This window comes from Microbacterium sp. ZXT2-5 (assembly GCF_055329545.1).
In genome coordinates, this window is the sequence record NZ_JBUZWD010000001.1 from 336,082 (window position 1) to 362,267 (window position 26,186).

At 71.7% G+C, this 26,186-nt stretch carries 21 protein-coding genes; 13 read left to right on the plus strand and 8 right to left on the minus strand.

All coding sequences use genetic code 11. The features are described 5' to 3' along the window. Nucleotides 1-87 precede the first annotated feature (87 nt). The gene (locus ACZBH1_RS01540; RefSeq protein WP_463645287.1) at nt 88-1,854 is read left to right on the plus strand and encodes an acetyl/propionyl/methylcrotonyl-CoA carboxylase subunit alpha; all 1,767 of its coding nucleotides are present in this window, start codon (nt 88-90) and stop codon (nt 1,852-1,854) included. A gap of 174 nt (nt 1,855-2,028) precedes the next feature. Here the strand turns inward: ACZBH1_RS01540 and ACZBH1_RS01545 are convergent, their stop codons facing one another. Continuing rightward, a complete protein-coding gene (locus ACZBH1_RS01545; protein ID WP_452325222.1) occupies nt 2,029-3,477 on the minus strand; it encodes an NAD(P)H-quinone dehydrogenase in 1,449 nt (482 codons plus the stop codon). Between the two features lie 115 nt (nt 3,478-3,592). On the opposite strand from ACZBH1_RS01545, the gene ACZBH1_RS01550 reads away from it, so the two are divergent. From ACZBH1_RS01550 to ACZBH1_RS01570, 5 genes are all read left to right on the plus strand, one after another. Further along, entirely contained in the window at nt 3,593-4,426 is an 834-nt protein-coding gene (locus ACZBH1_RS01550) for a purine-nucleoside phosphorylase (protein ID WP_336398421.1), read from the plus strand. A gap of 56 nt (nt 4,427-4,482) precedes the next feature. After that, a complete protein-coding gene (locus tag ACZBH1_RS01555) occupies nt 4,483-6,384 on the plus strand; it encodes a phospho-sugar mutase (protein WP_463646642.1) in 1,902 nt (633 codons plus the stop codon). Between the two features lie 120 nt (nt 6,385-6,504). Then, the gene (locus ACZBH1_RS01560) at nt 6,505-7,881 is read left to right on the plus strand and encodes an MFS transporter (RefSeq protein ID WP_336398420.1); all 1,377 of its coding nucleotides are present in this window, start codon (nt 6,505-6,507) and stop codon (nt 7,879-7,881) included. 76 nt (nt 7,882-7,957) lie between these two features. Further along, nucleotides 7,958-8,542 (plus strand): GNAT family N-acetyltransferase, encoded by a 585-nt coding sequence (locus ACZBH1_RS01565; RefSeq protein ID WP_463645288.1) that lies wholly within the window; start codon nt 7,958-7,960, stop codon nt 8,540-8,542. A 465-nt stretch (nt 8,543-9,007) separates the two neighbouring features. Next, nucleotides 9,008-9,958 (plus strand): hypothetical protein, encoded by a 951-nt coding sequence (locus tag ACZBH1_RS01570; RefSeq protein WP_463645289.1) that lies wholly within the window; start codon nt 9,008-9,010, stop codon nt 9,956-9,958. A gap of 493 nt (nt 9,959-10,451) precedes the next feature. Here the strand turns inward: ACZBH1_RS01570 and ACZBH1_RS01575 are convergent, their stop codons facing one another. Then, nucleotides 10,452-12,395 (minus strand): BglG family transcription antiterminator, encoded by a 1,944-nt coding sequence (locus ACZBH1_RS01575; RefSeq protein WP_378882419.1) that lies wholly within the window; start codon nt 12,393-12,395, stop codon nt 10,452-10,454. Between the two features lie 120 nt (nt 12,396-12,515). On the opposite strand from ACZBH1_RS01575, the gene ACZBH1_RS01580 reads away from it, so the two are divergent. From ACZBH1_RS01580 to ACZBH1_RS01610, 7 genes are all read left to right on the plus strand, one after another. Further along, entirely contained in the window at nt 12,516-12,884 is a 369-nt protein-coding gene (locus tag ACZBH1_RS01580; RefSeq protein ID WP_336398417.1) for a PTS sugar transporter subunit IIB, read from the plus strand. 32 nt (nt 12,885-12,916) lie between these two features. Beyond that, on the plus strand, nt 12,917-13,195 hold the full coding sequence (locus ACZBH1_RS01585) for an HPr family phosphocarrier protein (protein WP_336398416.1): 279 nt from the start codon (nt 12,917-12,919) through the stop codon (nt 13,193-13,195). A gap of 2 nt (nt 13,196-13,197) precedes the next feature. Beyond that, on the plus strand, nt 13,198-14,865 hold the full coding sequence (ptsP, locus tag ACZBH1_RS01590) for a phosphoenolpyruvate--protein phosphotransferase (protein ID WP_336398415.1): 1,668 nt from the start codon (nt 13,198-13,200) through the stop codon (nt 14,863-14,865). 26 nt (nt 14,866-14,891) lie between these two features. After that, a complete protein-coding gene (locus ACZBH1_RS01595) occupies nt 14,892-16,451 on the plus strand; it encodes a PTS mannitol transporter subunit IIBC (protein ID WP_336398414.1) in 1,560 nt (519 codons plus the stop codon). Nucleotides 16,452-16,590: 139 nt separating this feature from the next. Further along, entirely contained in the window at nt 16,591-17,028 is a 438-nt protein-coding gene (locus ACZBH1_RS01600; protein WP_336398413.1) for a PTS mannitol transporter subunit IIA, read from the plus strand. Further along, nucleotides 17,028-18,200: a mannitol-1-phosphate 5-dehydrogenase gene (locus ACZBH1_RS01605; protein WP_336398412.1), complete on the plus strand. Its 1,173-nt coding sequence runs from the start codon at nt 17,028-17,030 to the stop codon at nt 18,198-18,200. The genes ACZBH1_RS01600 and ACZBH1_RS01605 overlap by 1 nt, the downstream gene beginning before the upstream one ends. Before the next feature lie 26 nt (nt 18,201-18,226). Then, complete coding sequence (locus ACZBH1_RS01610) at nt 18,227-19,036, plus strand: alpha/beta hydrolase (protein ID WP_463645290.1); 810 nt, start codon at nt 18,227-18,229, stop codon at nt 19,034-19,036. A 61-nt stretch (nt 19,037-19,097) separates the two neighbouring features. Here ACZBH1_RS01610 and ACZBH1_RS01615 read toward each other — a convergent pair whose 3' ends face one another. The 6 genes from ACZBH1_RS01615 to ACZBH1_RS01640 form a co-directional block, all read right to left on the minus strand. Then, nucleotides 19,098-20,213 (minus strand): adenosine deaminase, encoded by a 1,116-nt coding sequence (locus ACZBH1_RS01615; protein ID WP_336398410.1) that lies wholly within the window; start codon nt 20,211-20,213, stop codon nt 19,098-19,100. Nucleotides 20,214-20,307: 94 nt separating this feature from the next. Next, entirely contained in the window at nt 20,308-21,618 is a 1,311-nt protein-coding gene (locus tag ACZBH1_RS01620; protein ID WP_463645291.1) for a thymidine phosphorylase, read from the minus strand. After that, nucleotides 21,615-22,016: a cytidine deaminase gene (locus ACZBH1_RS01625; RefSeq protein ID WP_336398408.1), complete on the minus strand. Its 402-nt coding sequence runs from the start codon at nt 22,014-22,016 to the stop codon at nt 21,615-21,617. Before ACZBH1_RS01625 ends, ACZBH1_RS01620 begins: the two co-directional genes overlap by 4 nt. A 4-nt stretch (nt 22,017-22,020) precedes the next feature. Further along, entirely contained in the window at nt 22,021-23,307 is a 1,287-nt protein-coding gene (locus ACZBH1_RS01630; RefSeq protein ID WP_463645292.1) for an ABC transporter permease, read from the minus strand. Beyond that, nucleotides 23,304-24,674, minus strand: coding sequence for an ABC transporter permease (locus tag ACZBH1_RS01635; RefSeq protein ID WP_463645293.1), 1,371 nt, complete (start codon nt 24,672-24,674; stop codon nt 23,304-23,306). Before ACZBH1_RS01635 ends, ACZBH1_RS01630 begins: the two co-directional genes overlap by 4 nt. After that, nucleotides 24,671-26,185, minus strand: a complete 1,515-nt coding sequence (locus tag ACZBH1_RS01640) for an ABC transporter ATP-binding protein (protein WP_378882402.1) — start codon at nt 26,183-26,185, stop codon at nt 24,671-24,673. Before ACZBH1_RS01640 ends, ACZBH1_RS01635 begins: the two co-directional genes overlap by 4 nt. Between the last annotated feature and the right edge of the window lies 1 nt (nt 26,186).

The window sequence follows — 26,186 nt, forward strand, 5'->3', positions numbered from 1 at the left end:
GCGTTGTAGTAGGAATCCCACGTTTCTGGTCGGTTCTTGTACGAACCGGTCAAAAGCCCTCGGGGTGCCGTCGGTAGGCTGGCACTCATGCCTCAGATCGCCAAGGTTCTCGTTGCCAACCGCGGCGAGATCGCCGTCCGCGTCATACGCGCCGCCCGCGACGCCGGGAAGTCCTCGGTCGCCGTGTACGCCGACCAGGACCGCGACGCGATGCACGCGCGCCTCGCCGACGAGGCCTACGCGCTCGACGGCTCCACGAGCGCCGAGACCTACCTCTCGATCGACAAGATCCTCTCGGTCGCCCGCCGGGCGGGCGCCGACGCCGTGCACCCCGGGTACGGCTTCCTGGCCGAGAACGCCGACTTCGCGCGGGCCGTGATCGCGTCGGGGCTCGTCTGGATCGGCCCGTCCCCGGAGGCCATCGAGGCGCTCGGAGACAAGGTGACCGCCCGCGCGGTCGCCGAGAAGGTGGGCGCGCCCCTCGCCCCCGGCACCCCCGGCCCCGTGTCGGGCGCCGACGAGGTGGTCGCGTTCGCACAGTCGGTCGGTCTGCCCATCGCCATCAAAGCGGCCTACGGCGGCGGCGGCCGCGGCCTCAAGGTCGCCCGCACCCTCGACGAGGTCCCCGAGCTCTTCGAATCCGCCACGCGCGAGGCGATCACCGCCTTCGGACGCGGCGAGTGCTTCGTCGAGAAGTACCTCGACAAGCCGCGTCACGTCGAGACGCAGTGCCTCGCGGATGCCGCGGGCAACGTCGTCGTCGTCTCGACGCGCGACTGCTCGCTGCAGCGCCGTCACCAGAAGCTCGTCGAAGAGGCACCGGCACCCTTCCTGACCGAGGCGCAGAACAAGACGCTGTACGAGGCGTCGAAGGCCATCCTCAAGGAGGTCGGGTACGTCGGCGCGGGCACGTGCGAATTCCTCATCGGCGCCGACGGCACGATCTCCTTCCTCGAGGTGAACACCCGCCTGCAGGTGGAGCACCCCGTCTCCGAGGAGATCACCGGCATCGACCTGGTGCGCGAGCAGTTCCGCCTGGCCGAGGGCGAAGAGCTCGGCTACGACGACCCGGTCGCCGACGGCCACTCGATCGAGTTCCGCATCAACGGCGAGGACCCCGGCCGCGGCTTCCTCCCCCAGCCCGGGCCGATCCACGTGTTCAAGACGTTCGGCGGTCCCGGCATCCGCCTCGACTCCGGCGTCACCGCCGGCGACAGCGTCTCGGGGGCCTTCGACTCGCTGCTGGCGAAGATCATCGTCACCGGCCGCGACCGCGCCGAGGCGCTGGAGCGCTCACGCCGTGCCCTCGACGAGTTCGAGGTCTCGGGCCTGCCCACCGTGCTCCCGTTCCACCGGGCCGTCGTGCGCGACCCCGCCTTCACCGCGGAGGACGGCCGCTTCGGCGTCTTCACGAGATGGATCGAGACGGAGTTCGTGAACGACATCCCGCCGTGGGACGGCGAGCTCAGCGAGCCGACCGCCGCAGAGGCGCGCCACACGGTCGTCGTCGAGGTCGCGGGCAAGCGTCTCGAGGTGAGCCTGCCCGACCGCGTCGTGACCCCCGTCGGCGTCGCGGGGCGCCCCGCCGCCGTGCCGCCGTCGCGCCGCTCGCACTCCCCCTCGGTCGTGGCCGGCGCGTCGGGCGACGCCGTGAAATCGCCGATGCAGGCCACCGTCGTGAAGGTCGCCGTCGAGGACGGGCAGCAGGTCGTCAAGGGCGACCTGGTCGTGGTCCTCGAGGCGATGAAGATGGAGCAGCCGATCCAGGCGCACAAGGACGGCGTCATCGGCGCGATCGACGCCGATCCGGGCACGACCGTGTCTGCCGGCCACCAGCTCCTCACCATCAGCTGACGCGCGACGGATGCCGCGGGTCGCGGCATCCGTCATCCTCGTCCGATGCGGAATCCGGACTTCCGCGCTGTCTCCGGACCGACACGCCGCGGGCTCGCCGGAAAGCGGCAGGTTCTCCGAATTCCGGATCCGCGGAAAGGTGAGGTCGGCCCCTGGGGAACGCGGTGCTCGCGGTCAGCCGCCGTAGAGGTTGTGGTCGACGACGTGCATCGCGCGTGCGGCATCCGTGATGCTGCCCGACAGCGACGGGTAGACCGCGAACACGCGCGAGACCTGGTCGACGGTGAGACGGCGCTCGACGGCGATCGCGATGGGGTAGATGAGCTCCGACGCGCGGGGGGCGACGATGACGCCGCCGATGACGGTGCCGCTGCCCTCGCGCGCGATGAGCTTCACGAAGCCGTCCTTGACGCCCATCATCTTCGCGCGCGGGTTGGCGGCCAGCGGGAGCTTGTGCACCACGCCGTTGATGTGGCCGTCGACGATGTCGTTCTCCTGCCAGCCGATCGTGGCGATCTCGGGCGCGGTGAAGATGTTCGAGGTGATGCGCCGGCGCTCGAGCGGGATCACGACGTCGCCCAGCGCATGGAAGACGGCGGTGCGGCCCTGCATCGAGGCGACCGACGCGAGCGGGACGAAGGTGGTGCAGTCGCCCGCGGCATAGATGTTGGGGACCGACGTGCGCGCGACGCGGTTCACCTGGATGTGACCGGACTCGGTCATCTGGACGCCTGCCTCCTCGAGGCCGATGCCCTTCGTGTTCGGCACCGACCCGACCGCCATGAGACAGTGGCTGCCCTCGACCGTCGCGCCGTCCGACAGGGTGACCACGACGCCGTCGCCGGTGTTCTCGACCTTGTCGGCCCGGGACTTCTGCAGGAGCTTCATGCCGCCGCGCTTGAACACGCGCTCGAGCACCGCCGCGGCGTCCTTGTCCTCGCCGGGGAGCACCTGGTCGCGGCTCGAGACCAGGGTGACCTTCGCCCCGAGGTTCATGTAGGCGCCGGCGAACTCGGCGCCGGTGACGCCGGAGCCGACGACGATGAGGTGCTCGGGGATCGCCGCCATGTTGTAGAGCTGCGTCCAGGTCAGGATGCGCTCCCCGTCGGGCATCGCAGACGGCAGAACCCGGGGCGAGGAGCCCGTGGAGACCACGAGGGTGTCGGCCTCGATGCGGTCGAAGTCGGTGCCTCCGGGGCCGGTCGACACGACCACCGCGTCATCCCCCTCGAGGCGGCCGTGACCGGAGATGATCCGCACGCCCGCTTCGGCGAGCGTCGCCCGCATGTCGTCGGACTGCTGCCGGGCGAGGGTGAGCAGGCGCTTGTTGACGGCGGCGAGGTTGATCGCGATCTCGGGCTTGAGCGGCTTGCCGTCCTTCCCCTTGGCGAACACCTGCACCCCGAGGTCGCCCGCGCCGGCGATCGCCACGGCGGCGTCGGCGGTGGCGATGAGCGACTTGGACGGCACGACGTCGGTGATGACCGCGGAGCCGCCGATGCCGGCCCGTTCGACCACCGTCACCTCGGCTCCGAGCTGGGCGGCGGCCAGCGCCGCTTCGTATCCGCCGGGTCCGCCGCCGATGATGGCGACGCTCTGCGTGCGCTCGAAGCTGATCGACATGGGTTCCATTCTCTCCTGCCCGCGGGGGCGGGCACGACATCGGCCGCGACACTCCCGGCGGGGCGCCGAAACAGGATCGTTGGCTCTGATGCCCGCCGGTTCCTAGAGTGGTCCCATGTCAGACACCACCGGCAACCCCCTCGACGATCCCGCCGTCGACCCGTTCGAAGTCGCGGCGGCCGCCGCCGAGGACATCGCCCGCGTCACCGGGGTAGAGCGCCACGACATCGCGCTGACCCTCGGCAGCGGCTGGGGCAAGGCCGCCGAGCTCCTCGGCGAGACGACCGCGACGTTCCCCGCCACCGAGATCACCGGCTTCAGCGCGCCGGCCCTCGCCGGGCACGTCGGCACGCTTCGCAGCATCGTCACCCCCCGAGGCCGCCGGGTGCTCGTCATCGGCGCGCGAACCCACTACTACGAAGGCCACGGCGTGCGCCGGGTCGTCCACAGCGTGCGCACGGCCGCCGCGACCGGCGCCCGCACGATGGTGCTCACCAACGGCGCCGGCGGCATCAAGCACACCTGGACGCCCGGCCGCCCGGTGCTCATCAGCGACCACATCAACTTCACCGGAGCCACGCCGCTCGAGGGCGCCACCTTCATCGACCTCACCGACCTGTACTCGATGCGACTGCGCGACCTCGCGCGCAGGGTCGATCCGACGCTGGACGAGGGCGTGTACTGCCAGTTCCGCGGTCCGCAGTACGAGACGCCGGCCGAGGTGCAGATGGTCAAGGCCGTCGGCGGGCACATCGTCGGCATGTCGACCGCCCTCGAAGCGATCGCCGCCCGCGAAGCGGGCATGGAGATCCTCGGCTTCTCGCTCATCACGAACATGGCCGCCGGCATCCAGAAGACCCCGCTCAGCCATCAGGAGGTGCTCGACGCCGGCCGCGAGGCCGAGCCGGTCATCTCGTCGCTGCTGGCCCGTGTGATCGGTTCGCTGTGAGCGGCGAGGAGGTGCCCGCGGCGAGCCCCGACGTCCAGGAGCCGGCGCCCGACGCGGTGTCCGCCGGCGCGGACGACGCCACGGCGATCCTGGCGCGGGCGCACGCCTGGCTGGCGCAGGATCCCGACGGCGAGACGCGCGCGGAGCTGCGCGCGCTGATCGACGCGGCCGAAGCGGGCGACGCCGGGGCGGCAGACGACCTCGAGGACCGGTTCGCGACACGGCTCGCCTTCGGGACGGCGGGCCTGCGCGGCGCCCTCGGAGCCGGGAGCAACCGCATGAACCGCGTCCTGGTGGCGCAGGCCGCGGCAGGCCTCGCCGCCTACGTGCGCGAGCGGGCCGGGATGCCGCCGCTCGGCGCGGATCACGGCGGCGAGAGCGATCGGCCGGCGGCGGTTGCCCCGGAGGGGGCGCCGGCCGAGCCCGAGGCGTCGCCGGATGCCGCACCGGACAGCGCGTCGGATGCCGCACCGGACGGCGCGCTCATCGAGGCGCCGTCTCACGACGCGCTCGAGGCGGAGGGCCCGGAGGTCCCCGGCATCCTCGACGATGCGCCGATCGTGGTCATCGGCTACGACGGCCGCCGCAATTCCGACGTCTTCGCGCGCGACTCCGCCGAGATCTTCGCGGGCGCCGGGCTCCGCGCCATCGTGCTGCCGCGTCTGCTGCCGACCCCCGTGCTGGCCTTCGCCGTCCGCCGCTTCGGCGCGGCGGCCGGCGTGATGGTCACCGCGAGCCACAATCCGCCCGACGACAACGGGTACAAGGTGTACCTCGGCGGCGACGACGACGGCTCGCAGATCGTCTCCCCCGCCGACGCGGAGATCGCCGCGCACATCGAGCGCGTGGCGGAGGCCGGCGACATCTCGACGCTCCCCCGTTCGCTCGGGTTCGAGCTGGCGACCGAGGCGGTGGTCGACGACTACGTCGCCGCGACCGCCGCCGTCGCCCCGGCGACGCACGGGGCCGAGGGACTCACCTGGGTGTACACGGCCATGCACGGCGTCGGCTGGGAGACCTTCGCGCGCATCCTCGAGACCGCGGGCTACCCGCCGCCGGTGCCGGTGACGGCGCAGCTCGAGCCCGACGGCGCCTTCCCGACGGTGGCCTTCCCCAATCCGGAGGAGCCCGGCGCAATGGACCTCGCCTTCGAGCTCGCGCGCGAGTCGGGCGCCGAGCTGGTCATCGCCAACGACCCCGACGCCGACCGGCTCGCAGTCGCCCTGCCCGACGACGCAGCGGAGGGCGGCTGGCGGCGGCTCACCGGCAACGAGATCGGCCTGCTGCTGGGCTGGCGCGCCGCGCGCCTCGCGACCGCCGACGGGACGCCGGCCGGCGCGTCGCTCGCGTGCTCGCTGGTGTCCTCGCCCGGTCTGCAGGCGGTCGCCGAGCACTACGGCCTGGACTTCCACGCGACGCTGACCGGGTTCAAGTGGATCTCGCGCGCGCCGGGCATGGTGTTCGGGTTCGAGGAGGCTCTGGGCTATCTCGTCAACCCCGAGACCGTCCGCGACAAGGACGGCATCTCGGCGGCCGTGGCGATCCTCGGGATGGTGTCGGAGGCCCGCGAGCGCGGCGCGTCCCTCGCCGACCTGCTGCGGGAGTTCGACGAGCAGTTCGGGTCGTTCGCGAGCGACCAGATCTCGGTGCGCGTCGACGATCTGTCGCAGATCGGCCGGATCATGGCTGCGCTGCGGGAGCGGCATCCGGAATCCGTGGGAGATGTCGCGGTCGACCGCGTCGACGACCTGCTCGGCGGGTTCGGCGACCTGCCGCCCGGCGACGTGCTGCGCCTCTGGCTCTCGGACGGGTCGCGCGTGATCGTGCGGCCGAGCGGCACCGAGCCCAAGCTCAAGCTGTACCTCGACGTGCGCGGTGACGACCGCGAGGACGCGTCTGCGCGGATCCGTGCGCTCGCCGACGGCGCGCGCACGCTCCTGAACACCTACGGAGGCTGACCCTCACGGGTGTCCGGCGTGTGTCCGGGCCCGGTGCTAGAGTCGCGTCCGCGGTAGACCGCGAACCCTCCCCTGCCTGGACGGTTCGCGCCTGCGCGCGGGCGAGCGACGGGAGCGACGATGGGCAGCGGGAGCGACGACGAGCGGACGGATGCCGCTACCCAGACCCCCGATCCCCCGCGGTGGCTGCGCAACGTCATCCTCTTCCTGAGCGGGCAGACCGTCAGCCTCTTCGGGTCGATGCTCGTGCAGTACGCCGTCTTCTGGTACCTCACGATCACCTATCAATCCGGCCTGGTGATGGCCCTCGCGGCCCTGTTCGGCTTCCTGCCGCAGGCCGTGGTGTCGATCTTCGGCGGTGTCTGGGCGGACCGCCACAACCGCAAGTACCTCATCATGGGCGCCGATGCGGCGATCGCTCTGTCGACGCTGACCCTCGCACTCATCATGATGACCGGCTACGACGCGGTGTGGCTGATCTTCGCCACCATGGCCATCCGGTCCGCCGGGGCGGGCATCCAGATGCCGGCGGTGTCGGCGCTCATCCCTCAGATCGCACCGACGCGCAACCTGATCCGGGTCAACGGCATCAACGGCTCGATCCAGTCCGCGATGGCGCTGCTGGCGCCGGCTGCCGCCGGGGCGCTGTACGCGTGGGCGTCGGCGGCGTCCGACGGTGCCGCCGCGTCGCTCATCCCGATCTTCTTCATCGACGTCGCGACCGCGGTCATCGGCGTCGGCATCCTCGCGTTCATCCCGGTGGGAACCGTGCGACGCGCCGCCGACGCCCACACCGGCTACTTCGCCGACCTGGTCGACGGCGTCCGCTACATCGTGCACCACGCGTTCGTGCGCTGGCTCCTGGTGCTGTTCGCCATCATCTTCCTGCTCACCGTCGCGCCGTCGAACCTCACGCCGCTCATGCTGGTGCGGTCGTTCCCCGCCGGCGAGTCGCAGGACGTCGTGAACCTGGCCGTCCTCGAGATCGCCTTCAGCATCGGCATGATGCTCGGCGGCATCCTGGTCGCGTCGTTCTTCGCCAAGCGCAGCCGGATCGGCATGATCGTGGCGTCGTCGCTGGTGTTCGGCGTGCTGTCGATCGGACTCGGCCTGTCGCCGAACGTCTGGGTGTTCTTCGGCTTCATGTTCCTCGTCGGCCTCGCGGTGCCCTTCTTCTCGACGCCGTCGATGACGCTGCTGCAGGAGACGGTGGAGCCCGAGCGCCAGGGCCGCGTGTTCGGCTTCGTCGGCATCGTGATGGCGGTCGCGATGCCGATCGGCATGGTCGTGTTCGGCCCACTCGCCGACCTCGTGCCCATCGAGGCGCTCCTCATCGCCGCCGGCGTGCTCACGTTCGTCGTCGTCGGCCTCTCGGTGTGGCTGCCGGCCGGCCGGCGGGCGATCGCCGCCGCCCGCCGGGCGTCCCAGGTGGCCGAGCACGACCCGGGCACCGCAGCGGCGGTGGTCGAGGCCGAGATGCACGCGAAGGAGTCCTGAGCATCGGATGCCGCGACGCGGCGTATACGCCGGGCCCGCACGGGGATTCGGGCCGATCCAGCCCTAGGCTCGGGGAATGCTCCTCACCCAGCCCCTCACGCTCGAGAACGCCCACGTCCGGCTCGAGCCGCTGTCGCCGGAGCATGCAGCCGACCTGAGTGCGGCCGCCGTCGGGCTGGAGCACGCCTGGTACACCTCGGTGCCGCGTCCCGGCGAGGTCGACGCCGACATCGCACAGCGGCTCGCGTGGCGCGACGAGGGGCACATGAATCCGTGGGCGGTCCGCCGCCTGGACACCGGCCGCGTCGTGGGGACCACGACCTTCTGCAACATCGACCAGTCGAACCGGCACGTCGAGATCGGCCACACCTGGATCGGGCTCGAGGCGCAGCGCACGGCCGTGAACACCGCGTCGAAGCTCCTCCTCCTCGCGCACGCCTTCGAGGCGTGCGACGCCATCGCGGTCGAGTTCCGGACGCACTGGCACAATCGGCAGTCGCGCGCCGCGATCGCGCGGCTCGGCGCGAAGCAGGACGGCGTGCTGCGCAACCACCGCCTCGGCCCCGACGGCACGCTGCGCGACACCGTGGTGTTCTCGATCCTCCCCGGCGAGTGGCCGGCCGTGCGCCTCGACCTCACGGAGCGTCTCGCCCGCGGCTGACCCGGGGAGCTCGGCGCGGCCCGGCCGCGGCATCCGTCGTTCTGGATCCGTGTCGTCCCGCCCTGGCTGCGTCCGGCCCCCCATCGGGGTTTGGGGCGCACCGGTTTCGTTCGGGGCGGACCGCGCGCGCCCCGAACGTGCGTCCAGCGCCCCAAACGCACGAAGCAGGGCCATGCCGGATGCCCATGGCCTCGACCGGCGGCGGGTCGCGGCATCCGTCACTCACGTCCTCTGGGTTTGGGGCGCACCGGTTTCGTTCGGGGCGCACCGCGCGCGCACCGAACGTGCGTCCAGCGCCCCAAACGCACGAAGCAGGGCCATGCCGGATGCCGGGAGCCCCGAGGCCGGAAGGAACGGGGAGAGCGGATGCCGCGAACACGCGGCACCTCCTCCACAGGCTGAAGTTGTCCACACTTTCCGAGCCCGGGCGCCGCACCCACGGCGGTGCGACGGAGACTCGCCGACATGGCCGCCCTCACACTGCTCAGGCGCGAGGAACTCCTCGGCGCGATGACGCCCCGCCGGCTCACGAAGGCGGTCACCGCCGGCGAGCTCACGCGGCTGAGAGTCGGGGTCTACGTGGACACGGTGGCGTGGGATGCCGCGAGGCCCGAAGCTCGCGTCCTTGCGCGCGCTCGTGCCCTGGCGCTGGCCTCGCCGACGGCACCCGTGATCTCTCACGAGACGGCCGCCGCGGTGCATGGCCTGCCGCTGTATCGCGCGGATCGGAACCGGGTGCACGTCATCGCGCCGCACGCGCGACCGGGTGCTGCCGGTGGCGTGATCCGTCACCGCGGCGAACTCCGGGACGATGACATGGTCGAAATCGACGGACTCCAGGTCACATCGCTCGCTCGCACCGTCTCAGACGTCGCCCGAACCGCCTCGTTCGAGCAGTCGGTCGCCATCGCCGACGCCGCGCTGCGCCGGCAGTTCGTCACCGCTCCGGGTGAGTACGACTTCGCCGGAGCGGAGCGGTTCCGGCGGGAGGTGCTCGTCATCGCGAGCCGATCAGCTCATGGTCGCACGCGCGCTCGTCGCGCCCTCGATTTCGCCGACGGGCGCGCACAGCTGCCCGGCGAGAGCATCAGCCGAATCCGGCTCCGCGAGATCGGCTTCCGTTCCCTCGAGCTGCAGGTCGCGGTGCCGGGGCGGGGCATGCATCCGTACTACGTCGATTTCGGCCTCGACGAGGCCGACGCCTTCGGGGAGTTCGACGGAGCGATCAAGTACGTCGACGGGAGCATCCTCGACGGCCGCACGTCGTCGCAGGTCTTCGACGAGGAGAAGCAGCGCGAGGACTGGATCCGCGGGACCACCCAGCGCCGCTACGCCCGCTGGGGGTGGCCGCACCTCGCGACGGCGACGGACTTGCGGATGCGACTCGAGGCCTTCAGCATCCGGCCGCCCCGCTGACGTCCTCCGCGGGTTCGCCGCGAACCGCGCGGGTTCGGGGCCACCTGCGGGTTGGGGCGCGCCCCAAGCCTTTCGGCCACAGCGCGCGCTCGGAGCCGCCGCCGGGTTTGGGGCGCGCCGCGTGCGTTCGGGGCGCACGGCGCGCGCCCCGAACGGGCGCCACGCGCCCCGAATCCGTGGCAATCCCGGGAGGGGACGGACGCCGGGTTTGGGGCGCGCCGCGTGCGTTCGGTGCGCACCGCGCGCGCCCCGAACGGTCGCCACGCGCCCCGAACCGAGGCGAGCGGCACCCTGTGCGCTCGAGATGACGCCGGCGTGCAGCAGTTGCGGCCACGCCGCGGGTTTGGGGCGCGCCACGCGCAATCGGGGCGCACCGCGCGCGCCCCGAACGGTCACCGCACGCCCCGAACGGTCGCCGTGCGCCCCAAACCCGTGGGCAATCCCGAGGGAGGGGACGGACGCCGGCAGCCCCGGAGGAGACGGATGCCGCGGCTCAGCCGTCGATCACGGCGACGAGCTCGTCGAGGAAGGCGTTGAAGTCGGTGCCGCGGCGGACGATCCGCTGCACGCTGTCGCGCTCGCTGAAGACCTCGACGAACTGCTCGAAGACGGTCTGGAAGGCCTCGCGGTCGGTCTCGGAGAACGCCACCAGCGCCACCACCTGCACGCGCCCGTCGCCCCACGGGATCGACGGGTCGGCGATCCCGATGGCGATCGCGGTGCGGGATGCCGTCATCTCGAGCGCGTGCGGCACCGCCAGCGCGTCGGTGAACGCCGTGGACGACAGGCGCTCGCGCTCGATGGTGCGCTCGACGTACTCGTCGTCGATGACGCCCTGTCCGACCAGCAGCGCCCCCAGCGCCCGGATCACGCCCTCGTCCCCTGAGGCCGCGACGCCGTCGAGCCCGCGCAGGTAGGCCGAAGGCTCGAAGTACCGCTCGAGCTCGGCGCGCAGGCGCGCGAGGCGCCGGGACCTGCGGATGCGTCCCGCCGCCGTGTGCACGCGCTCCACGTCGGCGTCGGTGAGGAACGGCTGGATACGGACGATGCGGTCGCTCGTCGTGGGCGGGTCGATGGTCGTCAGCACGAGGTCGGTGTCGATCGAGCCCCAGTCGGGGTCGACGCGCGTCTCGACGCCGACGACCTCGACGGCCCGCCCGAGCGAGCGATCGACGCTCGAGCGCAGCAGCTCGTGCAGGTCGTAGTAGCCCGGGCAGACGATCGTCGCCGTCAGCAGCTGGTCGGCGCGGCGGCTCCGCTCGAGACGCCCGCCGACGTGCATCGCGATGTAGGCGATCTCGTCATCGGGCAGCGGGATGCCCAGCCGCTGCTGCAGGCGGCTGGCGATGAAGACCGCGACCTCGAAGATCATCGGGTAGGTCGACTTGAGCGAGCGCGTGAGCGGGTTGCGCGACCACGCCTGCTCGCGGGCGCGGTGCAGCAGGTTCTGCACGTGCAGCGCCAGCCGGGCGACGAAGTCGTCGTGGACGATGTCGACGAGGAACTCGTCGGCCGCCGCCGTCACGACCTCCCGCACGACCTCCTCCACCTCCGCGTCGAGCGAGGCCGGCCGGGATCCGGATGCCTCGCCCGCCGCACCGTCGGGGGCGACGACGCGCGTCAGCACGAGCGTCGCGAGGTGCTGCAGGTCGGCCGTGCCCAGCCGCACCCCCAGATGCTGCGCGGACAGCTCGGCGATGATCTCGGCGACCTGCCGCTGCGTCGGCCGGTCGCCCGCGGCATCCGCGCCCGCCGCGTCCAGCGGCCGGTCCCGGGCCGTCCGGTCCGCGGCGATCGCGATGTGCATCACCACGTCGCCGATCCCGAACTCGTTGACGAACCAGCCGAGCTCGCCGAGCCGCGCGACGAGGTCGGACTTGAACGGCCCGAACGCCTGCGCCCCCACCGACCCCTCGCCGAGCGTCCGCCGCAGGGCGGCGATGTCGAACGACCCGGCGTCCATCTCGTCGTGCGCGAGCCGGCTGAGCAGCCGTCGCTGGGCGCTCTCGGTGCCGCGCAGGCGCGCCTGCGACGCGGAGCGCTCGAGAGTCAGCTCGGTGCCGCCCAGCAGTCCCCGGACCCGCGCGAGGTCGGCGTCGAGCGTCGCCGTCGACACGTGCAGCGCGTCGGCGGTCTCGAACACGTCGATGCCGTCGGGTGCGTCCAGCAGGGCGCGCACGAGCGTGTGGAGCCGATCGCGCGGCGTCCCGGCATCACCGCCGGCGCGCAGCGCGGCCGCCGCGTCCGATCCCGCCCGGTATCCCTGCGGGCCCGATTCGACGGCGACGCCCGGGGCCACCCGCGCATTGGCCGCGGTGACGTACGAGCGGATGCTGCGCGGCGTGACGCCGAGGGCGTCGGCGAGCGCGGACGCGGTCATCCAGTCCCCGTCGCGCAGGAGGAGCCCCAGCACGCGATCTTGCCGGGCCCGGGTCACACGCCCAGTCAATCACGCGCCGGGACGCCCCGGCCGGTCCGCGTTTCCGCCCCCGCGGAAGAAGGACTGGTTGTCCCCTCTCAGCGTTCTCACAAGAATGGCTCCAGAGGAGGCGGATCGATGAGGATCCTGGTGGTCTGCGGAGCGGGTGCCTCGAGCACCTTCGTCGCCCAGCGCGTGCGCCACGCAGCCCAAGCCCGGGGGCTCGACTATTCCGCCTTCGCCGGCACCGAGAGGTCGCTCCCGATCGACCTCGACGCCGCCGACATGGTCCTCGTGGGACCGCATCTGGCTCATGCGCTCGAGCGCATCGAACGGGATGCCGCCGCGCGGGGCACGACGGTGGTGCTGCTGCCGCCCGACATCTTCGGAGACCGGGACGGCACACGGACACTCGAGCTGGTCCGCGCCGCAGCCGGAGCAGACGAGGGTCCACGGCCGGCGACGGACGCGGCCCCCGCAGCCGGCACCGCCTCACCCGAAGACTGAACGACGCCGGACTCCGACAGAGAGGTCACGACATGCCCCCCATCTCCCGCACCGTCCGCATCGGATCGGCGCACGGGCTGCACGCCCGCCCCGCGAAGCTCTTCGCACAGGCGGCGAAGGATGCCGGCATCCCGATCACCATCGCGAAGGACTCCGGCGCGCCCGTCAACGCGGCGAGCATCCTGGGCGTGATCGCCCTGGGCGTGGAGCAGGGCGACTACGTCACCCTCACCGCCGACGGCGACGGCGCCGAGCCCACGCTCGACCGGCTCGCGGAACTGCTGACCACCGACCACGACGCGGAGGCGTGAACATGACCGAGCTTCGGGGTGTGGGAATCGGCCTGGGCGTGGCCCAGGGTCCCGTCGCGCGCATGGCGGAGCCGCTGCCGGCGCCGTCCGACGCGCCGAGCACGCTGACCCACGACGAGGAGAAGGCGCGGGTGGCGGATGCCGTCGCCGCTGTCGCCCGCGAGCTCGAGGCTCGCGGCGTGCAGGCGGGCGGCGCCGCGCAGGAGGTGCTCGAGGCGCAGGCGATGATGGCCGAGGACCCCAGCCTCGCCGACGAGGTGAACGCCCGCATCGCGCAGGGCAAGACCGGCGAGTTCGCCGTGTTCGACGCCTTCGCGTCGTTCCGCGACCAGCTGACGGCCCTCGGCGGCTACCTCGGCGAGCGCGCCGCCGACCTCGATGACGTCGCCCAGCGGGTCATCGCGAGGCTGCGCGGCGTGGCGGCGCCGGGCGTGCCCGACCCGGGGCATCCCTTCGTGCTCGTCGCCAAGGACCTGGCGCCCGCCGACACCGCCCTGCTCGACCTCGACAAGGTGCTGGCGCTCGTGACCACCGAGGGCGGGCCCACCTCGCACACCGCGATCCTCGCCCGCGAGAAGTCGATCGTCGCCGTGGTCGGCGCGGTGGACGCGAAGGGACTGCGCGAGGGCGAGACGGTGATCGTGGATGCCGCCGCCGGCGTGGTGACGACCGAGCCGACCGCCGACGAGCTCGACCGGGCGCATCGTCGTGCCGCCGATCGCGCGGCCGCGGCATCCGCGCCGATCACCGACGGCGCGCTCGCGGACGGCACCCCGGTGCCGCTGCTGGCCAACCTCGGCAATGCCGACGGGGCACCGGACGCCGTCGCGCTCGGCGCGGAGGGCGTGGGGCTGTTCCGCACCGAGTTCCTGTTCCTCAGCGCCAGCCAGGCACCCACCGTCGAGCAGCAGCGCGAGGCGTACACGAGGCTGCTCGCGGCGTTCCCCGGCAAGAAGGTCGTCGTGCGCGTGCTCGACGCCGGCGCCGACAAGCCGCTGCCCTTCCTCAACGACGCGCACGAGGAGAACCCCGCGCTCGGCCTGCGGGGCCTCCGCGCGCTGCGTGCCAGTGAGGACATCCTGCGCGAGCAGCTCACCGCGCTGGCAGAGGCGGATGCCGCCACCGACGCCGACCTGTGGGTCATGGCGCCGATGGTGTCCACCGTCGAGGAGACCGCCTACTTCGTCGACGTCGCCCGTGACTACGGCATCAAGACCGCCGGCGTCATGGTGGAGGTGCCGTCCTCGGCCCTGCTCGCCGACCGCATCCTCGCCGAGGCCGACTTCGCCTCGATCGGCACCAACGACCTCACCCAGTACACGCTCGCCGCCGACCGGCTCCTCGGATCGGTCGCCTCGTTCCAGGATCCGTGGCACCCGGCGGTGCTGCGGCTCGTGGGCGAGGTCGGCGAAGCCGGCCGCGCCACGGGCAAGCCGGTCGGCATCTGCGGCGAGGCGGCAGCGGACCCGCTGCTGGCCGTCGTGCTCGTGGGCCTCGGCGCCACGAGCCTGTCCATGGCCCCCACCGCTCTCGCCGACGTGCGGGCCACCCTGCTGCAGTACACCCTCGACCAGGCGCGCGAGATCGCCTCGGCCGCCGTCGCCGCGTCGGACGCGGCATCCGCCCGAGCCGCCGCCCAGGCGGCCGTCACCCGAGAGCCCGCCGCCTGAGCGGCCGCGGAGAGAAGGAGAAAGTCATGACAACGGCGTCTGCGCCCACATCGGGCGCCAGCAAGGCGCGAGTCGGAGTCCAGCGCTTCGGCACGTACCTGTCCGGCATGATCATGCCGAACATCCCCGCGCTCATCGCGTGGGGCATCTTCACCGCGTTCTTCATCGGAGTCGGCTGGACGCCCAACGCCGACCTCGCGACGATCGTCGGTCCGTTCATCCACTACCTGCTGCCGATCCTGATCGCCTATACGGGCGGAAGCATCGTGTACGGCATCCGAGGCGGCGTCGTGGCATCCATCGCCACGATGGGCGCGATCGCCGGCTCCGACCTGCTCATCGCCCAGTTCAACGCGACGCTCCCCGAGGGCGAGGCGCAGCTGGGTCAGGTGCACATGTTCATCGGCGCGATGATCCTCGCCCCCCTGTCGGCCTACACGATGAAGTGGCTCGACAGCCTGTGGGAGGGCAAGATCAAGGCCGGCTTCGAGATGCTCGTGAACATGTTCTCGGCAGGCATCTGGGGCTTCGTGATGGCCATCGTCGGGTTCTACCCGGTCGCGTGGCTCGTCAACGGCATCATGGGCGTGCTGTCGCGCGCGGTGGAGTGGCTCGTCGACTTCAACCTGCTGCCGCTGACCAGCATCATCATCGAGCCGGCGAAGGTGTTCTTCCTGAACAACGCCATCAACCACGGCGTGCTGACGCCGCTCGGCATCTCGCAGGCCGCCGAGGAGGGCTCGTCGATCCTGTTCCTCCTCGAGGCCAACCCCGGCCCCGGTGTCGGCCTGCTGCTGGCGTTCACCTTCTTCGGCCTGGGCGCAGCGCGCGCCTCGGCCCCCGGTGCCGCGGTGATCCAGTTCTTCGGCGGCATCCACGAGGTGTACTTCCCGTACGCGCTGATGAAGCCGATCCTGATCGTCGCGCTCATCGCCGGCGGCATGACCGGCGTCACCACGAACATGCTCCTGGGCGGCGCGCTGCGCGCGCCGGCCGCTCCGGGCAGCATCATCGCGGTGCTCGCGCAGACGGCCACGGGCGCGTACCTCGCGGTGATCCTGTCGGTGATCCTCTCGGCCGCGGTGACCTTCGTCATCGCCGCGCTGATCCTGCGCGCCTCGCGCAAGCGCGACCTCGCGGCGATGGCGGCGACCGACGACGCGTTCGGCGCCGCGATCACGCAGACCGAGGCGGCCAAGGGCAAGTCCTCGTCGCACCTGACCGGCCTCCGCGGCGGAGCGGCGACCGAGGCGGGCGGCGGCGTGGAGCCCCCCACCATGACGGAGCGCCAGATCCGCAACATCGTGTTCGCGTGCGACGCGGGCATGGGCTCCTCGGCGATGGGCGCGAGTGTCCTGCGCAACAAGATCAAGAAGGCGGGCATCGAGGACGTCACCGTCGTCAACAAGGCGATCGCCAACCTCGACCCGTCGGCCGACCTGGTCATCACGCAGAACCAGCTCACCGACCGGGCGCGCCACCGCACGCCCGACGCGGTGCACGTCTCGGTCGACAACTTCATGAATTCGCCGCGCTACGACGAGGTCGTCGATCTCGTCCGTGCCCAGCACGAGGGCAAGGCGTAACAAGGCGGCGATGGGGCCGGGCAGGCGGATGCCCCCGGTCCCATCGCCCTTCTCCCGAGCGGCCCGTAAGGTCGAGGACACGGCCGGCCGCGGCATCCGTCCCCCACAGCCACAGACGATCAACCAGAAAGGCGATGACATGGCACGCGAGGTCCTGAGCATCGGTCAGGTGCGCATCCACTCCGGCAGCGCGACGCGAGACGACGCGATGCGGGAGGCCGCCGACATCCTGCAGAGCGCGGGAGCCGTCACCGGCGCCTACTACGACGCCATGCTGCAGCGCGAGCAGACGGTCTCGACCTACATGGGCAACGAGCTGGCCATTCCGCACGGCACCAACGAGACCAAGAACGAGATCCTGGAGTCGGCCCTCTCGGTGGTGCGGTACGACGGCGGCGTCGACTGGGACGGCAACCCGGTCAGCTTCGTGATCGGCATCGCAGGCAAGGGCGACGAGCACCTGGAGATCCTGTCGCAGATCGCGATCCTGTTCTCGGACGAGGACGAGGTCGAGAAGCTCAAGGCCGCCCAGACGCCGGAGGAGCTCTTCGCCCTCGTGTCGGCGGCGGGCGTCTGATGAAGGCGGTCCACTTCGGGGCCGGGAACATCGGCCGGGGATTCGTCGGCCTGCTCCTGCACCAGGGCGGCTACCGGCTGGTGTTCTCCGACGTCGCGGCGTCGCTCGTGGACGCCATCAACGCCACCGACCGCTACACCGTCCACGAGGTGGGCGAGGGCGGCCGCGACACCGTCGTCACCGGCTTCCGCGCGATCAACAGCGCCGAGCACCCCGACGAGGTCGTCGAGGAGATCGCCACGGCCAACGTCGTCACCACGGCCGTCGGGCCGACGATCCTCAAGTTCGTCGCCCCGCACATCGTCGCCGGACTCGCGCTGCGCAACCCGTCGAGCCCGCCGCTGCAGATCATGGCGTGCGAGAACGCGATCAATGCGACCGACCTGCTGCGCGACGAGATGGTGGCCCTCGCGGCCGATGCGTGGGACGGCCTGGCCTCCCGCGCCGTGTTCGCCAACACCGCCGTGGACCGCATCGTCCCCGCCCAGCCCGACGGCGGCGGCGTCGACGTGACCGTCGAGCCGTTCTTCGAATGGGCGATCGAGCGGCTTCCCTTCGGGGACGACCCGCCGAGCATCCCGGGCGCGCACTTCGTCGACGACCTGGCTCCCTACATCGAGCGAAAGCTCTTCACCGTCAACACCGGGCACGCCGCGACCGCCTACTTCGGGGCGCAGGCGGGGATCGAGGGGATCGCCGACGCCCTCGCCGACGAGGCCATCGCCGCACGCGTCTCGGCCGCGCTGGAGGAGACCTCGGCGCTCCTGGAGGCCAAGCACGGGCTCGGCGCGCCGTCGCTCGCCGACTACCGGGCGACGATCCTGCAGCGGTTCCGCAACCACGCCCTCCCCGACACGGTATGGCGGGTCGGCCGCCAGCCGCTGCGCAAGCTGTCGCGCCATGAGCGCTTCACAGGTCCCGCGGCCGAAGCCGCCGAGCGCGGGCTCGGCGTCGACGCCCTCCTCGCGGCGATGGGCGCGGCACTCGCGTTCGACGACGCCGAGGACGCGCAGTCGGTCGACCTGCAGCGGATGCTGCGCGAGCAGGACGCCGGAGAGTTCACCGCCGCGGTCACCGGCCTGGAGCCCGGGCATCCGCTCTTCCCCCGCGTGGCGGCCGTCGTCGCGGCGCGGCAGGCGGAGCTGGCGGAGCAGCCGGAGTCATCGGAGTAGGCGGCGGCGCGGAATAGGCTCGTGCCGTGACCGCACGCGACGCCGACCCCGCGCACGCCACCTCGCACGCGTCCGCGACGCGGCCGCGACGCCGCGGACTGCGGGTGCTGTGGTGGATCCTGGGCTCGCTCGCCGCCGTCATCCTCCTCGGCGTCGTCGCGATCCTGGTCTGGAGCCAGGTCGGCGTGATGGCGGCCGAGGAAGGGCCGGTCGCGGCCGTGCGGGCGAACTCCGCGATCGCGGTCACCGATACGGACGCGGGCATCGTCCTCGCGCCGGCGGACGGCAGCGCGGACGTGGGACTCGTCTATGTGCCGGGCGCGAAGGTCGAGCCGTGGGCGTACGCCGACAAGCTGTCGGGCCTCGTCGCCGAGGACGGCATCACCGTCGTCATCACCAAGCCGTGGCTGAACCTCGCCTTCTTCGACCTGCGCCCGCTCGGAGCGTTCACCGAGCTCGCCCCGGACGTCGACACGTGGCTCGTCGGCGGGCACTCCCTGGGCGGCGTCCGCGCGTGCCAGCTGGCGACGGATGCCGACGGCCTCGCGCTCTTCGCCTCGTACTGCGCGACCGACCTGGCGGCATCGGGGCTCCCCGTGATCAGCGTCGCGGGCAGTGAGGACGGTCTCTCGACGCCCGGCGAGATCGCCGACGGGCGACACCTCCTGCCCGAGGACGCGGAGATGCACGAGATCGAGGGGGCGAGCCACTCGTCGTTCGGCGACTACGGCCCGCAGGCCGGCGACGGCACGCCCACGATCTCGGACGACGACATGCGGAGGCAGCTCACCGAGCTGGTCGGCGCCTTCGCCCTCACCGCCGTCGCCGGCCGGTGACCGTCGCGCTCCGACCCACGATGAGTGCGCCTCAGCCCGGGGGTACCGAGCACGGGTGGCGTCAGGCGCCGAAGCCCTCGGCGATGAGCTCGATGAGCTCCTCGCGCTCCTCCACCGGGAGGAACGCGGCCGCGGCGGCGTTGAGCTGGAACGCCTCGAGGTCGTCGAGGCCGTACTCGAACGTCTCGGCCAGCAGGGCGAGCTCGCGCGTCAGGGACGTGCGGCTCATCGTGCGGTTGTCGACGTTCACCGTCACCGAGAAGCCGAGCTGGTACAGCAGATCGAAGGGGTGATCCTCCATCGTGGTGCCCCAGCGCTCGATCGCGCCGGTCTGCAGGTTCGACGACGGCGACAGCTCGAGCGGGATCTCGCGGTCGCGCACCCAGCGCGCCAGATCGCCGAACTGCACGAGCACCTCTTCGCCCGCCCGCGAGACGACCTCGAGGTCCTCGGCGATGCGCACGCCGTGGCCGAGTCGCAGCGCGCGGCCGTCGATCAGCGCCGAGCGGATGGAGTCGAGCCCCGCGGCCTCTCCGGCGTGCACGGTCGCCGGGAAGAACTCCGACGCGAGGTAGTCGAAGGCGTCGCGGTGATTCGAGGCGGGGAATCCGTCCTCCGGCCCGGCGATGTCGAAGCCGACCGCGCCGCGGCCGCGCCAGTCCACCGCGAGCCGCGCGATCTCCAGCGAGCGGTCGGTGTGGCGCATCGCCGTGATGAGCTGTCCGACGCGGATGTCGCGTCCGCGACGCTCGGCGGCATCCTCGCCCTCCTCGATGCCCTCCTGCACGGCGGCGACGACCTCGTCGAGCGACAGGCCGCGGCCGAGGTGCTGCTCGGGAGCCCAGCGCACCTCGCCGTAGATGACGCCGTCGGCGGCGAGGTCCTCGACGAACTCCCGCGCGACGCGCGTGAGCCCCTCGCGGGTCTGCATGACCGCCGTCGTCAGGTCGAACGTCTTGAGGTACTCGACGAGCGAGCCCGAGTCGCTCTTCTCGGCGAACCAGTCCGCGAGGTCGTCCGGGTCGGTCTCGGGAACCTCCAGCCCGATCGCGTCGGCGAGCTCGATGATCGTCGCCGGGCGCACGCCGCCGTCGAGGTGGTCGTGCAGCGACACCTTCGGCAGGCCGCGGACCGACAGTCCGTCGAGGATGGCGTCGCCGTGCTGATCGATGGGCATGGAGTTCTCCTCGGTTGCGATCGCGAGTGGGGGTGTGATGACGGATGCCGCTGCCCGGCGCCGCGTCGTGTCGTGGCACGCGCGACTGAACAGTCTAGGCAGTGATGCGTTCGAGGACGAGGGGCGACGAGGCGGGGGCATCCGTCCCGATCTCCCACGCGCCCTCCAGTGCGTCCAGGGCGCGCTCGAACCGCGAGTCATCCTGTCCGAGGAGGGTGAACAGCGGCTGTCCGGCGGCGATCTCGTCGCCCGGCTTGACGTGGAGGTCGATGCCCGCGGCGTGCAGCACCGGGTCCTGGGCCCGCGCCCGCCCCGCGCCGAGGCGCCAGGCGGCGATCCCGAACGGGAGCGCCTCCAGGCGGGTGACGAACCCGCTCCGGGGCGCCGACACCGTGTGGGTGTCGTTCGGCGCGGGGAGGGCGGCATCCGGATCCCCGCCCTGCGCGGAGATCATCGCGCGCCATGTGTCCATCGCACGGCCGTCGCGCAGCGCGGCCTCGACATCGGCGTCCGGCTGTCCCGCGAGCGCGAGCATCTCGCGCGCGAGCGCCACCGTCAGCTCGACCACGTCAGCGGGTCCGCCGCCGGCGAGCACCTCGACCGATTCGCGGACCTCGTTGGCGTTTCCGATCGCGAAGCCGAGGGGCGTGTTCATGTCAGTGAGGAGCGCCGTCGTCGCGACGCCCGAGTCGGTGCCGAGCTCGACCATCGTCCGCGCCAGCTCGCGCGCACGGTCGACGTCGCGCATGAACGCCCCGGAGCCGAACTTCACGTCCAGCACGAGCGATTCGGTGCCCTCGGCGATCTTCTTCGACATGATGCTCGAGGCGATGAGCGGGATCGCCTCGACCGTGCCGGTGACGTCGCGCAGCGCGTAGAGCTTCTTGTCGGCCGGTGCGAGGCCCGACCCGGCGGCGCAGATGACCGGGCCGACGTCGCGCAGCTGCGCGAACATCTCGTCGTTCGAGAGCGCCGCGCGCCAGCCCGGGATCGACTCGAGCTTGTCGAGGGTGCCGCCGGTGTGGCCGAGGCCGCGGCCGGACAGCTGCGGCACGGCGACGCCGAACGACGCGACGAGGGGCGCCAGCGGCAGCGTGATCTTGTCGCCCACGCCCCCGGTCGAGTGCTTGTCGACCGTGGGCTTGCCGAGGCCGGCGAAGCTCATACGCTCCCCCGACGCGATCATCGCATCGGTCATGACGCGGATCTCGTCGCGCGTCATGCCGTTCAGGAGCACCGCCATGGCGAACGCCGCCATCTGCGAGTCCGCGACATAGCCGCGCGTGTACGCGTCGACCATCCAGCGCAGCGCGGCCTCGGGGACCGCTCCCCCGTCGCGCTTGGCGCGGATGACGTCGACGGCGTCGAAGGGCTCCACCGCGGCATCCGTGCTCTGCTCGCTCATCGCCCCGCCTCCTCGAGGTCCCGCGGCCCGAAGGCGTCGGGCAGCACCTCGTCGATGGTGCGGATGCCCGAGACGGTCTCGAGCAGCATGCCGGGGATCGCGAACTCGAAGAGCAGCTGCCGGCAGCGACCGCACGGCATGATCGTGTCGCCGTGACCGTTGACGCACACGAAGGCGACGAGACCGCCGCCGCCCGAGTTCTGCAGCTCGCTCACCAGGCCGCACTCGGCGCACAGGCCGACGCCGTACGACGCGTTCTCGACGTTGCAGCCGGTCACGATGCGCCCGTCGGTCACGAGCGCCGCCGCGCCGACCTTGTAGCGCGAGTACGGCGCGTACGCGCGCTCCATCGCATCGGTCGCCGCGGCCCGCAGCTCGTCCCAGTCGATATCGGTCACGGAGTCATCCCTTGATGTACGGCTTGCCCGCTGCCGCGGGGCCGCGGATCTGCCCCGCGAAGCCGGCGACGGCGATGATGGTCACGACGTACGGAAGCATCAGCATGAACTCGCTGGGGATCGGCGTCCGCAGCACCGTGAGGAGGTTCTGCAGGTTCGTCGCGAAGCCGAACAGCAGCGCCGCCAGCGTCGCGCGGATCGGATCCCAGCGGCCGAAGATGACGGCCGCGAGGGCGATGAAGCCGAGGCCCGCCGTCATCTCCTTGGTGAACTGCCCCACCGAGACCAGCGTGAAGTACGCCCCGCCGATTCCGGCGATGGCGCCCGCGAGCGAGACGTTCCAGAAGCGGCTCGTGTTCACCTTGATGCCCACGGTGTCGGCGGCCTGCGGGTGCTCGCCGACCGCGCGCAGGCGCAGGCCCCACCGGGTGCGGTACAGGCCCCACGCCACCACCGCGACCGTGATGTACATGAGGTAGACGATGAACGTCTGGTTGAACACCACCGGCCCGATGATCGGGATCTCGCCGAGCACCGGGATCTCCCAGCGCGTGAAGCGCACCGGGCGGTTGAGCTCGGACTCGTTGGGCACCAGCAGCGCGCCGTAGAGGAATCCGGTCAGGCCGGTGACCAGGACGTTCAGGACCACACCGACGATCACCTGGTCGACGAGGTACTTGATCGAGAACGCGGCCAGCACGAACGCCACGAGCACGCCGCCGATCATCGCGCCGACGAGGCCGACGAACGGGTTGTGCGTGATGCTCGCCAGCAGCGCCGCGCTGAACGCCCCGAAGAGGAACTGACCCTCGATCGCGACGTTGACCACGCCGACGCGCTCGCCGATGACGCCGCCCAGGGCGCCGAAGATCAGCGGGATCGACAGCGACAGCGCGCCGAAGAGCAGCCCCGTGACGGGCACGAGACCGCCGGCGGAGGCCCACACCAGGAACGCGAACACGGCGAGGACGCCGAACACGATCGGAAGCCACATGCCGGTGCGGCGATACGAGACCGCGTTCCAGAAGGCCAACAGGGTCAGCAGGACGAGCAGGACGATCAGGATCCAGCACGTCGGCGCCGTCGGGACGCTGACGTTCGGCAGCGCGATGGACGAGCCGGGGTCGCCCAGCCGGAACGTGCTGACGCCGTCGCGCGGCACGAGGAGGAACAGCAGGGCCAGCAGCACCGTCGCGATGGCGAGGGTGATGGGCATCTTCAGATGGCGGACCTTCACCGTGGAGTGCTGCACGGTGCTTCCTGCGGCGGGAGCGGGGGCGAGGGCGGTCATGCGGACACCGCCTTCTTCGCGGCCTTGGCTCTGGCCTTCGCGGCCTTCTCGGCATCGGTCTTGGGCAGGAAGAAGATCGTGCGGATCAGCGGCGGTGCGGCGATGAACAGCACGATGAGCGACTGCACGACCAGCACGATGTCGACCGGGATGCCCTGCGAGGCCTGCATCGTGAACGATCCGGCCTTGAGCGCGCCGAACAGCAGGCCCGCCGCGAACACGCCCCACGCCCGGCTGCGGCCGAGGAGCGCCACGGTGATCGCGTCGAAGCCGATGCCCGCGTCGATGAGGCCGTCGAAGCCCGTGGTCACCGAGCCCTGGATCTGGTTCATGCCGGCCAGGCCGGCGAGGCCGCCGGCGAAGAGCATCGCGTAGATGTACATGCGCTGCACCGAGATGCCCGCCGCCCGCGCGGCGTGCGGGTTCTCACCCACGGCACGCAGCCGGAAGCCGAGGCCGGAGCGCTCGACGAGCCACCAGACGAAGACGGTGGCCCCGATCACGATGATGAAGCCCCAGTCCAGCAGCGGGAAGCGCGGCCCGAGCAGTTCGGGGAACTGCGCGTTCGCGGGGGTCGCCGACGAGATCGGCTGGTCCCCGGCGGGCCGCTGCAGGATGCCGGAGGTGCGCACCATCCACGTCACGAGGTAGAACGCGACGTAGTTGAGCATGATCGTGAGGATGACCTCGTGGGCACCGGTGCGGGCCTTCAGCACACCGACGATGCCACCCCAGATCGCGCCGCCGGCGATGCCTGCGGCGAGCGTCAGCGGCAGCTGCAGGAACATCGGGAGGTTGAGGTTGAACGTCAGCAGCGCCGCCGTCGCACAGGCGATGAGGATCTGGCCGCGACCGCCGATGTTGAACAGGCCGACGCGGAACGCCAGCGCCACGCCGAGGCCCGCGGCGATCAGCGGCGCCGCGAACCCGAGGGTGTTGGTCAGCGGGCGGATCTGCGTCGCGAAGTCATTGGCGCGGGGGTTGAAGATGGCGCCGCGGAACATCGCCTCGTACCCGCCGTACACCGCGTTCCAGATGGCCGCGAGTGTGTCGGTGGGGCGGGCGAAGAAGTACCCCGCCGCCTCCTGGACGTCCTCGTCGGTGAGCGCCATGAGGATGCCGCCGACGACCATGGCCACGACGATCGCGAGAACGGTCGTCACCCAGTTGCTGCGCAGCAGCTCTTTGATGAAGACGTTCTGCCGGGGCGGCGGCGGCACCTCGCCGTCGACGGCGCCGGGCGCGGTCGGCGAGGGTGCGGGGAGGTCGGGCGACCCCGTCAGGGGTCCGGAGACCGGGGGCAGCTGCTCGGGGGGCAAGCCGCCCTTCAGCGGTTCGCCGCTCGCGGCAGGGGTCTGACCGCTCACGCGACCGCCTCCTCAGGCTTCTCGCCGGCCATCATCAGGCCGAGAACGTCACGGGGGGTTCCGCCGGGCACGATGCCGACGATCGCACCGCGGTACATGACGGCGATGCGGTCGGCCAGCGCGGCGACCTCGTCGAGCTCCGTGGAGACGACGACGACGGGGATGCCGGCATCGCGGGTCTCGACGATGCGCTTGTGGATGAACTCGATGGAGCCGACGTCGACGCCGCGCGTGGGCTGCGCGGCGACGAGGAGCTTGAGGTCGCGGCTCATCTCCCGGGCGATGACGACCTTCTGCTGGTTCCCGCCCGAGAGCGTGCCGGCGGGCAGGTCCGGGCCCTGCGTGCGGATGTCGTACTCGGCGATCCGCGCCCTGGCGAATTCGTCCAGCACGCCCCGGCGGATCGTGCCGCCCGAGATGAAGGCGCTGTCGCCGGAGCGGTCGAGGATCAGATTCTCGGCGACGGTGAAGGTGCCGACGAGGCCGTCCTCGGTGCGGTCCTCGGGGACGAACCCGACACCCTCGTCGAGGATGCCGCGCACGCTCCTGCCGACGAGCTCGACGCCGTCGAGCTCGATCGAACCGGTCACGCGGTCGGCGAGGCCAACCATGGCCTCGATGAGCTCGGTCTGGCCGTTGCCCTGCACACCGGCCACCGCGAGGATCTCGCCGGGCCGCACGTCGAAGCTCACGTCGTCGACGACGACGGTGCCGTCGGCGGCGACGACGCGCAGATCGCGCACCTCCAGGCCGCCCGTGCCGGGCGTGGCCGGCTCCTTGTGGACGGTGAGCTCGACGGCGCGGCCCACCATGAGCGACGCGAGCTCGGCGTTGGACGCGGTGGGCGCGGCCTCGCCCACGACCTTGCCGAGCCGGATGACGGTGATGCGGTCGGCGACGGCGCGGACCTCGCGGAGCTTGTGGGTGATGAAGACGATCGAGGTTCCCTCGTCGCGCAGCTGCCGCATGATCGCCATCAGCTCGTCGGTCTCCTGCGGCGTGAGGACCGCGGTGGGCTCGTCGAACACGAGCACCTTCGCGTCGCGGGAGAGCGCCTTGATGATCTCGACGCGCTGCTGGACTCCGACGGGGAGGTCGCCGACGATCGCGTCGGGATCCACCTCGAACCCGAACCGGTCGGCGACGGCGCGCACGTGCTGGCGCGCCTTGGCGAGGTCGAGGGCGCCGAGCGCCTTGGTGTCCTCGTGGCCCAGCATGACGTTCTCGGCCACGGTGAAGACGGGGATGAGCATGAAGTGCTGGTGCACCATGCCGATACCGGCGTTCATCGCGTCGCCGGGTCCTCGGAAGTGCTGGACGACGTCGTTCAGCAGGATCTCGCCCTCGTCCGCCTGATACAGGCCGTAGAGGACGTTCATGAGCGTGGACTTGCCGGCGCCGTTCTCCCCCAGAAGAGCGTGGATCTCACCCGGTTGGACCACCAGATCGATGTGGTCGTTCGCGACGAGGGAGCCGAACCGCTTCGTGATGCCACGGAGCTCGAGCTTCATA